Below are 12,866 nucleotides of genomic sequence, written 5' to 3' on the forward strand. Positions count from 1 at the left end.
GCGCTCGGTCTCGTCAATAGCGCGGCGCATGGATCCGGTAATATTATCGCCGTACAAAATTGCCTTGCCGTTCAAGTTTCGCGCCGCGCGGCCAATTGTCTGTATTAAAGAGCGCTCAGAGCGCAGAAAGCCCTCTTTGTCTGCATCGAGTATCGCCACCAGCGACACTTCCGGCATGTCCAAACCCTCTCGCAGCAAATTGATGCCGACAAGCACGTCGAATTTGCCGAGGCGTAAATCCCGGATGATCTCTACGCGCTCGACCGTGTCGATATCGGAGTGCAAATACCGGCAGCGAATATCGTGCTCGTCGAGATACTCAGATAAGTCCTCGGCCATGCGCTTGGTCAAGGTAGTGACCAACACCCGCTCTTTCTTTTCCACCCTCACGTTGATTTCTGACAGCAGATCATCAACCTGGGTACTGGCCGGACGGACCTCAACGGCGGGATCAACAAGCCCTGTGGGGCGCACGACTTGCTCAACGACACGCGCCGCGTGCTCTTCTTCATAGGGCCCTGGTGTTGCTGACACCAGAATTAACTGCGGCACAAGGCGCTCCCACTCCTCAAAGCGCATCGGTCGATTATCCAGCGCCGACGGCAGGCGGAAACCATACTGCACCAGCGTTTCTTTACGGGAGCGGTCACCTTTATACATCGCGCCAATTTGTGGAATGGTCACGTGAGACTCATCGATGACGACCAAGGCATTTTCAGGCAAATAATCAAACAAGGTTGGCGGCGCCGCCCCGGGCTCTCTGCCAGACAAATACCGAGAGTAGTTTTCGATGCCGTTGCAATAGCCCAGCTCGCGAATCATCTCCAGGTCGTAGCGGGTGCGCTGCTCCAAGCGCTGCGCCTCGACGAGCAGCTCATTACTGCGCAGTTGTTCCAAACGGTCCTTAAGCTCTAGCTCGATTTTATCAACTGCAGACAGCAGCGTTTCCCGCGGCGTTACATAGTGGCTTTTCGGGTAAATAGTGACCCGCGGCATCTTGCCATAAGACTCGCCCGTCAGCGGATCAAAACCGCTGATGCTGTCGATCTCGTCGTCAAACAATTCGACCCGCACCGCATCCTTTTCACTCTCGGCAGGAAAAATATCAATCACATCGCCACGAACGCGGTAGGTGCCGCGCTGGAAGGCCATATCGTTGCGGGTGTATTGCAACTCGGCAAGGCGACGCAGCAGCTTGCGCTGGTCGATACGTTCACCACGCACCAGGTGAAGCACCATTTTAAAATACAGCTCGGGGTCCCCCAGGCCGTAGATCGATGATACCGACGACACAATAATGGCATCGGAACGCTCCATCAGCGCCTTTGTCGCCGACAAACGCATTTGTTCAATATGGTCGTTTACCGACGCGTCTTTCTCTATGAACGTATCTGACGCCGGCACGTAGGCTTCGGGCTGGTAGTAATCGTAGTAGGAGACGAAATACTCCACCGCATTATTCGGGAAAAACTCTTTAAACTCGCCGTAAAGCTGAGCCGCAAGGGTTTTATTGGGCGCCATTACGATAGTCGGCCGCTGCAGTTGTTCCACCACATTGGCAATGGTGAAGGTTTTACCCGAACCGGTTACCCCCAGCAGCGTCTGCGCATGCAGACCTGCGTTCACCCCTTCCACCAAGCCCTTAATTGCAGAAGGCTGATCTCCGGCCGGAGCAAACTTGGAAACAACTTGAAAGGGCTTAGCCATAACTCTCCTCAACACTGGAATTGCTGGCAAAGCGGCCAGTTTACACCATTGTTGAGGGAGTACGCAGAAGCGCGTTCAAGCGATGGCTAAGCAGAGGAAAACGCTAGAAAAAATGCTTTTTAAAATTTTCTTGGCCAAAAGCTTGACGCCCCAAAGAATGGCCTTTAATATGCGCGGCCTCAGCTGTTGAGACAGCTATTCCGCCTTAGCTCAGTTGGTAGAGCAAATGACTGTTAATCATTGGGTCGCTGGTTCGAGCCCAGCAGGCGGAGCCAAACAAATCAAAGGGTTACATCGCAAGGTGTAACCCTTTTTTGTTGTTTGTCTAATAGCTGTCTAATAGGCAATCCAAAAAGTGCTCACTCTCCCCCAAAGCAAAAGCCTCTCCGCTGGCCTAATATCAAGCCAGATCATGGAGGATCGCAGATGCTATTACTCGCCAGACGACCAGGCGAAGCGCTCGCATTAACGGCAAATCACTACGGCTCAAAGCAGTCCAACCGGACAGGGTTGAATCGGAAATAGAGACCTTGAAGAGCCTCAGACCAAGCGGGAGAGCATGGAAGCCAAAGAACTGCTCCCAACGCTAATCGATCACGACGCCCCCCCAAACTAATCACTGGCGCCAACCTTATATCAGCGAAAGTCCAGTTTTACTGGCAAATACACCAGCAGTATGTCGGTAATCGCGTAGTTTTTTTTATGTCGATCGAATTGCATGACCGCCCCTAACAGCATCTAATATAGGAGTGTCGGATCAGGAAACTGAGTCGGCAGAATTGAAAAAGGGAGCCGCCCGCCAAGACCGCTCCCTTTTCATGAAGTGCGATGGTTACTAGGGGTTTACCCATTGCGACCACACATCCTTTCAGCCATCGAGTATAGGTCGATGCGTGTGGCTTAGCAAATTCACCCCTCCGCTCACCTGGAAGAATCCAGGTTTAAGAATCCGGAGATGATTATGCGTAAGTGTAATGAACCAAAACTCGTGGATGTAGCACCGTACTCTCGTCGTCGACTTGGTCGCTGGGAGAGCGTGGTGGGACACACTCGAGGCTATCCAAGCCGCTAAGCACTTTCACCGGGGCAGTTTACTGCCCCATTCCAACTAGCACCAAGATACTTTTTTGCCGCCATCGTACTTGGCAACACTGAATTATTTGCAGCTCTGGCGGCCTCTTTTTCCGACAGGCATTTCCCCCGCAGTTCGGGCGTGTCGATGCCCTTTATTCTTATGGGCATGCTCTCCCAAATTATCACTGATCAAACCTAAAGTTTGCTCTAAATGAGGAGAAGTCGTAGAGGTGTTCAACAAACTCAACCATTAAAACCACACTCATTAGGCCGAGAGCGCACGCGGGGCATCAACAAAAAACTGTACTCACCCCATCAAACGTTGGCAGAACACTTCGGAACGCACGATTGCTCAATTTTTAATAGTTAGCCAGCCTATTTCATCCCGGGCCTCACCTGCACAAAACCGACGGTATCGTACGCGGGCTTCCGAAAACTTTGCGGACGATACGAAAATCTTGCGCTAAAACGGATTTTTCCGATTTTTATACGCGCTCGATACCTCGCATCAGCTTATAAGACGTCAGCATAGTAACGTCGGGGATTCCTCAAGCACTTCACTACCGCAAACTTTTCACCAATGATAATTCGCCTGCAAGGCAATGCTGCGGGGTGATTCGAGAAAGGCGTAGTGCCCCTTTGAACCGAATATCGTGTAGGACGTGGGGGTATCGCTGGCATAGGTAATAACGGCTTCATCCGTGAGGTTTTTACCCACGAGAGCGACGTCCCAAGTTTCATCAATAGCGCCAATACCAATGCGCCCATTCCATTTCACATAGCCCTCTTGGTCTACTGCAGGATCGAGGTTTTGCGCCGGGTTGTAGTCGTCGGTAAATATCGCGTCCAGGCTAATTGCCATACCCAGCGTATCGCTGATGGGCACCCGCCATACCGCTAGCAGATTGCCAGCCCAATCGGCAACGTACTGGTTAGTCATGCCGCTGTAATCACAGTTAATACCATCAGCAGCGGTGGGCGCCTGGCCCGCCAAACACTGACCGTTTTCGTAGTCTTCAAACTCGAAATCAAGCAGTGCCAGAGCGCCGGCCAACATCAGAGTCTCGGTCACCTGCCAGCGCCCGTCGAGCTCTATGCCCTGAGTTACCGCACTGGCGGCATTGCCGACATTAAAGCCGAGCGTGCCGTCAAAGATGCTGACTTGAAGGTTGTCGTAGCGGGTATTGAACAGTGCGATATTAAACTCTGCAGCGCCGTCAAACAGTGACATTTTTGCGCCAAGCTCAATACTTTCCGACTCTTCTTCTTCGTACTCAAAGGTACCAATCAATACCGGACGAGGACTCGTATCCGCCGGAGCATTGGGGTTGCGCGGAACCGGCTCTGCACTTGGCGAGGCGTTGGAACGAGCGTCGTATCCACCAGATTTGAAGCCCCGGCTCCAGGTGATATAGGTCATCACATCTGGGGTGACGTCGAACTGGAGGTTAATGGACGGCGATAGCTGGGACTCCGTTCGCTTGCCGCTAAGGTCGTGGCGCTCGGCGGCAAAGCTGATCGCCGCAACGGTATCGGTCTCGCCGAAAGGGCGGTCGCTATAGTCTAGGTTGCCGAAGCGAAACTTGCGGCTACCGGTCTTGCGCTCATAGGTGTATCGCCCACCAAACGTTAGGCGCAGGTCGTCGCGCAGCTTCCAGGTCGCTTGCATAAAGCCGGAGCCCAGCAGGGAGTCGCTGTTAAAATCACGTGGTGAGGTTAAACCCGCTATCGCATTACCGGCATCACCAATGCCGAGAATTTCCTCCGGCGAGCCACCCAAGGGATTTGGGTCGCGATCACCCCGAGCGCCCCCTTCTGTGGCATCAGCAGCGTTGAGCAATTGCACGATCAGGTCTGAGTCAACGATGATGCTGTCGAAAAAATACAGCGAGTTCTTCTGAAAATACAAGCCAGCGATGTATTCCCAGTTGCCGTCGATGGGGGACATCCAACGAAACTCCTGACTGAACTGCTCATAGTCTTCCTGTAGTACCAGCTTAAAGCCCTCGGCGGCGGTAAAGTCACAGTCGCAGAGATCGTCGTATTCATAGGCAACGTAGGCCGTCGTCGCAGTAAACTGATGGCCACCGCGAAACCAATCGGCGTTGACGGTCACATTGATGGTGTCGTTATTGCTGTAGTCACCGTTTGAAGAGCGCTTAAAGTCCTGGAAGTTATTGCGTACAGAGTCGTGACTATCGATATCCAACACTCCCGGTACTTGGGTACTATCAGCTATCTCAGCGTAAGTACGCCCGGTAAACAGCGGATTAGTGCTTTCGGAAGGCTGGTCGTTAATGATCTCCACTTGGCGGCCGAGCACATCAAAACTGCCAATCTCGATTTTCGCACTCAGACTCAGCTCGTCTGAGGCTTCCCAAAGTACTTTGAGGCGGACAGTTTCTTCTGAATAGTTAGGCTCGTCTCGACCCAAGGTGAGATTTTCTATATACCCACCAAACTCGCGTTTTCGCGCTGCAAAGCGCAAGCCTATCGCGTCACTGATGGGCCCGGACAGGGCAAGATCGATAACCTCCTCATCAAACTCCGGCTCGTAGACCGCCGACACAAAACCCTCGAATTCGTCTCCTGGGCTGGCTGTGATAATGCTAATCGCCCCGGCAATACTGTTTTTTCCGTACAGGATATTCTGCGGGCCTCGCAGCACTTCAACGCGGGCAAGGTCCAAAAACGGCGCTCTCGCTAACTGGGCGCGGCCGTAGTAAACGCCATCCACATACATGCCCACCGACTGTTCAAACCCCTGATTAATTCCAGAGCCGATACCGCGAATATATATGGCTGTGCCAATACCGTTCTCTGACATGGTCAGATTTGGCACATAGGCTTGGAGGTCTTGAATCTTATTCAACCCTGCCTCCAACAGTTTCTCGCCGGATACCGCATTGACAGAAACAGGCACATCTTGAAGGCTCTGCTCTCGCAGCTGCGCTGTCACGATGACCTCTTCCAAGGTCGCGGAATGCGAGCTAAATGACAGAGGAAACAAAATAGCGGCGCAGGCCAAGCCCTGCACGACCGATAGCAATCTAGGAGACATAGTCACTCCACAACGGTTTATTGTTATTGTTCAGTGGTGGGGATCAGTATAACGACACAATAAAAGCAATCAATGCCATAGCAGCCCTAGACTAGTCTCCACTGTGGAGACTCCCGGTCCGGGCATTAACGCGGTACACTGCCCCTGGCAATGGGCTGCTGAGGTAGGAATGAAATATCTGATAATAACGATGGCGCTGCTTCTGCCGTATTCAGGAATGGCAGAGCCCACCTTTAGCGACGGCCATACGGCGATGCAACGTTACTTTGAAAATACCCCGGCCTTTGCTACTCACAAGGCCGTATGGCTTCGTTACAACCGGCTGATGCTCAGCGCGAATACTGAGCGGATCAAGGCCAAAAGCCTGGCCAAAGCGGCCTGCCAGCTACTGGTACAAAATGGCTTCACGAATATTGATGTCGCCGTTGCCGTGACCGACCATCGTACACTCGAGCAAAACAACAATGTTAAGGGCGTTACTGAGCGATACTGCCAGCGCTGAACAGCGATTAAAACGGCCAGACGAGTGGGACGATCAGCAGCGTCATTGCGCCTACCAGCGCCGTTAACGGCACCCCCATTTTGAAAAAATCGGTAAAGCGATAATTTCCCGGCCCGTAGACCATCAGGTTAGTTTGATAACCAATCGGCGTGGCAAAACTCGCCGAGGCGGCCATCATCAAGGTTACCGCAAAAGGTAATAGACTGACCTCTAGCTGCTGACTGGCCGCCAGGGCGATGGGGAACACGATAACGGCCGCAGCAAGATTGGAAATCACCGCGGAGAACAACGCTGTCACGAGAAAAATTGCCGCCAATGTCGCGACCGGCGAACCCGCAGCGATGTTAACGAGACCTTCCGCTATGGCTGACGCCGCGCCGGTTTTCTCCATCGCCCCACCCAAGGCAATCGAAGACGCAATCACCAATAGAACCTGCCAATCGACACTTCGGCGGGCTTCATTAGCGCGAATGCAGCGAGTAATCACCATTAAACCGGCAGCGAGGAATGCCGCCTTGAGCATGGATAACCAGCCGAATGCGACACTGAGCACCATCCCCAACAGTATCAGTGAAGCACGCAGGCGATGTTCATGACGGACAGGGCGAGAATTTTCAATGGCACTCACCAACAGAAAATCGCGTGAATAACGCTGGTTGCTAACAAAGTCCTCATGGGCTTCGAGCAAAAGGGTATCGCCCGCCTCCAGCTCTATATCTCCCAACTTTCCCTTTAATTGCTCGCCATTGCGGGACACCGCGATAACAACGGCACCATAATGATTACGAAAGCGCATATCGCGCACACGCCGCCCCAGTTGAGGGAAGTTGTGCGAAATCACCACCTCAACCAAGCAGCGGTTTAGATTGCCAGCCTCAAGCTTAAAGACCTGCTCCTCTGCCAACTTTAAGCCATGTATATTTTTCAGCTCCACCACCGAGCGAACGTCACCCGCGAAAACCAATTGGTCACCGGCCAATAACTTTTCGCTTGGAGAGACCGCTGTGAGGATCTGCTGAGCCCGAACAATTTCAACGAGGAACATACTGGGCAACTGACGAAGGCCAGCCTCCTCAATACTTTGCCCCACTACCGGACTGCCCGGCTCGACCAACATTTCGACGATGTACTGACGGGTATCGCCAAACCGCTCTTCGCGACCACCTCGATTGGGTAACAGGCGCCGGGAAAATAGCAGCACGAAAAGAATCACCAGCACGGTGCAGGGCACACCGATCCAGGCCAGTTCAAACATGCCCAGCCCTTGTTCAGGAAGTACCTGCAGCATCATGCCGTTCACCACCAAGTTGGTGCTGGTGCCAACCAGGGTACAGGTACCGCCAACAATGGCGGCGTAACTCAGCGGCATCATCAATTGTGAGGCCGACAAGCCATTGCGCTTTGCCCAGTCCCGCACCGCGGGGATTAACATCGCGACTACCGGCGTGTTATTCAAAATACTGCTAAATACCGCCACCGGCGTCATCAAACGCAGCTGTGCAGCACCGGCCGATTTGGGGCGCCCCAGCACATTGTTGGAAATCCAGCTCACCACACCGGTCTCTGACAGGGCTTGGGCGACAATAAACAACACGCCCACCGTGACCATACCCTCATTGGACATGCCCGCCAGCGCTTCTTCCGGCGTTAGGACGCCCAGCAGCAACAGCACGGTGACACCACCACACAGCACCATGTCAGCGGGTCGCCGGCTGAAAATCAGTGCCGTCAAACAGGCGGCGATCACTGCCAGTGTCAGCCAAGCATCCAGGGTGAGCATTTTAGTCAGCTAGGCTCCGGTAGAATGCCTCGAACTGCTCGCAAAAATGTTCGAGCGTATCACCGGCCAAGTCGTTAATACCCGCCGCTGCTGCGCGTCCGCCACCTGTTGGGAATTGACGGCAAAACTCATCAGCGCCGCGCTTGTTGTTGAGCGGCGCGCGAATGCTAACCAGATAGTTACCATCGGCTTTTTCAGTGAGCACCGCATGAGCCCGGTCCGGGTGAGCGTTGGCGAGATCATTGCTGTATACACCGCTCACGCGGCGCGCCCAGCGCTCATTGGGTAATACGTAGACTGCCGCAATATCACTGCTGCGAACCGGCGGCAATTGCGCGGCGGCGGTCATATCACTGTGGTAGCCCGACTCCAGTTTGCTAAACGTGCCTGCCGAATCGGCAATAAAGTCGAGGGGATTGCTGAACGGTAGCAACTCTGCAAACAGCTCTGTAGGGGTAAAATGGAGATCATCCAAACTGGCGCCGTAGCCGTTGTAGTTGAGATAGATTCCCAGATTCTCAAGTTTTTCGAGGTCCGCCTCGGCAACATTTTGCTGTGCAGCCAAGGTTTGCGCGCTCTTACGCAGGTTGTCACCATAAGCGCCGACAATTGCCCACAGGGCGTATTCACCTTGCAGGTATCCGTTTACCAGTAAGCTGGTGCAGACGTCTGCAGCGGTATTGATTTTTGTAGACAGCTTCGCGTGCTCTGGAATATCTCCTGCAAAGTGGTGGTCGACGTAGAACACCTCTGCCCCATTGGCCAGCAATGCCGTTAACCCTTCCCGGTTTTTATCAAGCGACACGTCCAACACGGTTACCCGGTCCCCCTCACCAGCCTCTACGCGATCAAGCAAGGCGATATCCCGCTTAACACCGCTGACGAGTTGGCTTTCCTGGGGGTCGGCTAACCTTAACTGCACCAGCGCACACAAGCCGTCAGCATCACCATTAAATACATCAATTACCGCCATTACTGTTCTATTCCCTGTATTCGTAATTCAATTTTTCGAGGCATTATCACCGACCAGAGTCAGAGTGACCTCAAATACCGAGCGCTCGGTTAATATTACGCAGCGCGGCCAAGGGCTCGGCGGCGCGACTAATTGGACGACCAATAACCAAATAGTTGCTGCCCATTCGCACGGCGTCCTCCGGCGTGGCAATGCGTTGCTGATCATCGCTAGCACTATCGCGGGGGCGAATACCCGGCGTAACCAGCAAGAAACCATCCCCACGCTCTGCTCTGAGTTTCTCGGCTTCCTGTGCAGAGCAAACCACACCGTCCATGCCACTGTCTTGGGCCAAACGGGCGAGATGACTCACTTGCTCAGCGGCGCTGCGCTCGACGCCCAGCTCTGACAGCTCATTCTCACCCATGGATGTCAGTACCGTCACAGCAATAAGAATCGGCGCCTTGTCACCATAGGGCTGCAAGGCCTCACGCGCCGCCTTCATCATTGCTGAGCCGCCGCTGGCATGAACGTTGACCATCCACACACCACGCTCAGCCGCCGCCCTCACAGCCGCCGCCACAGTGTTGGGAATGTCGTGAAATTTCAGATCCAGGAACACCTCGAAACCGCGTTGGTGCAGGATATCCAAGACCTTCGGTCCAAATAGGGTAAACAGCTCTTTACCCACCTTGACGCGACACTCGCTGGGGTCAAGCTGATCAACAAGTTTAAGAAGCTCTTCTTCCGTTGCGACATCGAGTGCAACCAGTACAGGAGAATGCGTGGTCATGGAAAGTTAATCGCCTTGGCTACTACGGATGGGCGCAATAGTACCCCACTGCTCGCAGCTGGGACACAGCCAGTGTTGTTTCCGACCCGAAAAGCCGCAATGTCGACAACAATAACTGGGCCGACTTGCACATAAACTATGTAACTCGGACACAATTTCTCGCCCGGATTCGCTTGCGTCCAACTCCCGCTCAAGCAGCGCCAACAGTAATTTTATCGTCGGCCGCTGAGACACCGCGTCTTTAAGGTAGGCCCGCGCCGCCTCAAGGCTCTCGCAGTCTTTCGCCACCTCGTTGTGCAAGGTTGAACTCTGCGTCACCTGTGCCAGCGCACGCAGCGCCTGAGAGTATGACGGCGCATCGGCAAGACGACTGAAAGCATCGCGAAACAGGGGCAGTATTTCGCTGGCATAAGCGGGTTGCCCCTCCGCGACAGCGTGCAATAAATTCAGCGCATACTCGGGCTGTTCGTCCATTACTAACTTCGCCAATGACATTGCCGCCCGCGGGTTTTCGGCGTCGGCCTCCCGCGCTTTTTGCAATATCGATTTCGCCTGAGTCCAATCTCCAGCAGAGGCGCGTTCGTCGGCGAGCTCACAATAATAGTGACTCAATGCCACCGAAACTTGCGGATCGCTGTCAGTTTTTTGTTTAAGTAGCCAGCCACGCTTGGGCAAGCGTCGTCTCGCAACGGCAATCGCCTTTTCCCAGTCTTTCTCGGCCTGATAGATTTGCTGGAGGTAGTCAAGTGCCTCGGCCTCGTTCTCACTCGCCTCCGCCACCAAGTCCCGCAATAGTCGCTCAGCCCGGTCGTGTAAGCCTGCGGATATGTAATCCTTAGCCAGCTCCAGATGCACCTGCTGCAAGCCACTTTTGGGAAGGTTGGGTCGCGCCAACAGGTTCTGGTGAATCCGCGTAGCCGCTTCCAATTCGCCCTTGCCACGCATTAATCGCGCCAAGGAAAGATGGGTATCCAGGGTCTGCTCATTGACGGCAATGGCCTGAATGAATTCATCAACAGCGGTGCCAGGCTGCTCACTGAGCAGAAAACGCAGGCTGTGGTAATAGGCGTCATCACGACCTTTTCCCGAGACCCCCGAACGACTCTGCGAGCGCCTCCCCAACAGCCAACCCAGCGCTGTGGCAAAGAACAATAAGGTAAAGGGTAGCAATAGCTCCATTGCTGCTAGCGGCTAGGACCGGCCTCCACAGGCGGGGTTGAAGGCTGCCGCAAGCTGCGACGCAAACGCATTCTGCTCGCCTGCAAGCGCAACACTAACAGCGATGCAGATAACATCCCGCAGACACCGCCGGTAAAAAAGGCGGCGATCATCCAAGTCGATATACGCTGTTCCGGCAACTCCATAATGAGGATATTGAGCGGGACCAACGCTGTGTTCTCGATGCTAAAAAGCAGTCCAAATGCAATAACAGCAACGATGAGCAGCAATAGGAAGATGGACTTAAGAATCTGCATCTGACATGACACCCACAAAAAAACGGTATGGCCAAAGACCATACCGTTTCTGTTTAGAGAAGGCTAGCTACGCTGCCTTAGCTCGAGATCAAACTCTGGTTTACTCGCTCACGAAGCTCTTTACCCGGCTTAAAATGTGGAACATATTTTCCCGGTAACTGAACCGTTTCGCCCGTTTTAGGGTTACGTCCCATGCGAGGCTCGCGATAATGCAGAGAGAAGCTACCAAATCCCCGAATTTCAATCCGGCTGCCAGTCGCCAATACTTGAGACATATGCTCAATCATGGTCTTCACAGCCAGTTCAATATCCTTGTGAGATAACTGCGGCTGACGCTCAGCCATCAGCTCTATCAACTCAGATTTGGTCATTGCTTAATCCCGTCAATTCCGACATCAAGCCTAGCTTAGCACTTTTTTGCTTATAAGCCAGTACGTTACGGGCATTCACAAGAGAATGCCCGCAGCATTAGGACTTAGTCCTTGCTTTCCATCTGAGCTTTGATCAGGTCACCGATAGTTGCAGGGGCAGCTTCAGTTTCCTTCTCGCGCAGGGCTTTAACCGCTTCTTTCTCGTCTTCCATGTCTTTCGCTTTGATAGACAGGCTCAGAGCGCGGTTTTTGCGATCTACGCTGATGATCTTAACTTCAACTTCTTCGCCTTCTTTCAGCACATTGCGCGCATCTTCAACGCGGTCACGGCTGATTTCAGACGCTTTCAACACACCTTCAACTTCTTCGGCCAGCACAACAACTGCGGCTTTGGCGTCAACTTCTTTAACAGTACCGGTCACGATGCTACCGCGATCGTTGACGGCAACGTAGTCAGAGAAGGGATCTTCTTCCAGCTGCTTGATACCCAGAGAAATGCGCTCGCGCTCGGGGTCGATAGACAGGATAACGGTCTCGATCTCGTCGCCTTTCTTGAACTTGCGAACCGCGTCTTCGCCGCTCTCGTTCCAAGAGATGTCTGACAGGTGAACCAGACCGTCGATGTTGCCGTCCAGACCGATGAAGATACCGAAGTCAGTGATCGACTTGATGGCACCGCTGATGCGATCGCCTTTAGTGAACTGAGAACCGAAGGCATCCCATGGGTTCTGCTGACACTGTTTGATACCCAGAGAAATACGACGACGCTCTTCGTCGATATCCAGGATCATCACTTCTACTTCGTCGCCTACTTGTACGACTTTAGAAGGATGGATGTTTTTGTTGGTCCAATCCATTTCAGAAACGTGAACCAGACCTTCAACACCCTCTTCGATCTCGGCAAAGCAACCGTAGTCAGTCAGGTTAGTAACCTTGGCTTTCACGCGGCTGTTTTCTGGGTAACGGGTTTTGATTGCCACCCAGGGATCTTCGCCCAGTTGCTTCAGACCCAGAGATACGCGGTTGCGCTCGCGGTCGAACTTGAGGATGCGAACGTCAATTTCATCGCCAACGTTAACGATTTCGCTTGGGTGCTTAATGCGCTTCCAAGCCATGTCAGTGATGTGCAGCTGGCCGTCGATGCCGCCCAG

Annotated in this window: 10 protein-coding genes and 1 tRNA gene; 2 read left to right on the forward strand and 9 right to left on the reverse strand. The window is 53.4% G+C overall.

Going from position 1 to position 12,866, the window contains the following annotated elements; translation table 11 throughout:
• Window positions 1-1,707 (reverse strand): excinuclease ABC subunit UvrB (uvrB, locus tag ABNS66_RS15385; RefSeq protein ID WP_348655384.1); only part of this gene is annotated, 1,707 nt, incomplete at its 3' end.
• A gap of 199 nt (window positions 1,708-1,906) precedes the next feature.
• Between uvrB and ABNS66_RS15390 the strand changes: the two genes are divergently transcribed.
• A tRNA-Asn gene (locus tag ABNS66_RS15390) sits at window positions 1,907-1,982 on the forward strand.
• 1,373 nt (window positions 1,983-3,355) lie between these two features.
• Here ABNS66_RS15390 and ABNS66_RS15395 read toward each other — a convergent pair.
• Entirely contained in the window at window positions 3,356-5,842 is a 2,487-nt protein-coding gene (locus tag ABNS66_RS15395; RefSeq protein WP_286836665.1) for a TonB-dependent receptor, read from the reverse strand.
• Window positions 5,843-6,011: 169 nt separating this feature from the next.
• Here ABNS66_RS15395 and ABNS66_RS15400 point away from each other — a divergent pair, with 169 nt between their 5' ends.
• Complete coding sequence (locus ABNS66_RS15400) at window positions 6,012-6,344, forward strand: hypothetical protein (protein WP_286836667.1); 333 nt, start codon at window positions 6,012-6,014, stop codon at window positions 6,342-6,344.
• 7 nt (window positions 6,345-6,351) lie between these two features.
• Here the strand turns inward: ABNS66_RS15400 and ABNS66_RS15405 are convergent, their stop codons facing one another.
• The 7 genes from ABNS66_RS15405 to ABNS66_RS15435 all read right to left on the reverse strand — a co-directional run.
• Window positions 6,352-8,124: an SLC13 family permease gene (locus ABNS66_RS15405; protein WP_286836668.1), complete on the reverse strand. Its 1,773-nt coding sequence runs from the start codon at window positions 8,122-8,124 to the stop codon at window positions 6,352-6,354.
• 1 nt (window position 8,125) lies between these two features.
• The gene (locus ABNS66_RS15410; protein WP_286836669.1) at window positions 8,126-9,097 is read right to left on the reverse strand and encodes a DHH family phosphoesterase; all 972 of its coding nucleotides are present in this window, start codon (window positions 9,095-9,097) and stop codon (window positions 8,126-8,128) included.
• Window positions 9,098-9,167: 70 nt separating this feature from the next.
• Complete coding sequence (gene pyrF, locus ABNS66_RS15415; RefSeq protein ID WP_286836671.1) at window positions 9,168-9,869, reverse strand: orotidine-5'-phosphate decarboxylase; 702 nt, start codon at window positions 9,867-9,869, stop codon at window positions 9,168-9,170.
• 6 nt (window positions 9,870-9,875) lie between these two features.
• Complete coding sequence (locus ABNS66_RS15420) at window positions 9,876-11,048, reverse strand: lipopolysaccharide assembly protein LapB (RefSeq protein WP_286836673.1); 1,173 nt, start codon at window positions 11,046-11,048, stop codon at window positions 9,876-9,878.
• Between the two features lie 5 nt (window positions 11,049-11,053).
• Window positions 11,054-11,344: a lipopolysaccharide assembly protein LapA domain-containing protein gene (locus ABNS66_RS15425; protein WP_204997051.1), complete on the reverse strand. Its 291-nt coding sequence runs from the start codon at window positions 11,342-11,344 to the stop codon at window positions 11,054-11,056.
• A gap of 77 nt (window positions 11,345-11,421) precedes the next feature.
• Window positions 11,422-11,715 (reverse strand): integration host factor subunit beta, encoded by a 294-nt coding sequence (locus ABNS66_RS15430; protein ID WP_027872800.1) that lies wholly within the window; start codon window positions 11,713-11,715, stop codon window positions 11,422-11,424.
• A gap of 104 nt (window positions 11,716-11,819) precedes the next feature.
• On the reverse strand, window positions 11,820-12,866 hold a 1,047-nt coding region (locus ABNS66_RS15435), incomplete at its 5' end, for a 30S ribosomal protein S1 (protein WP_348655385.1).

This window comes from uncultured Spongiibacter sp. (assembly GCF_964011655.1).
Classification (GTDB): Bacteria; Pseudomonadota; Gammaproteobacteria; order Pseudomonadales; family Spongiibacteraceae; genus Spongiibacter; species Spongiibacter marinus.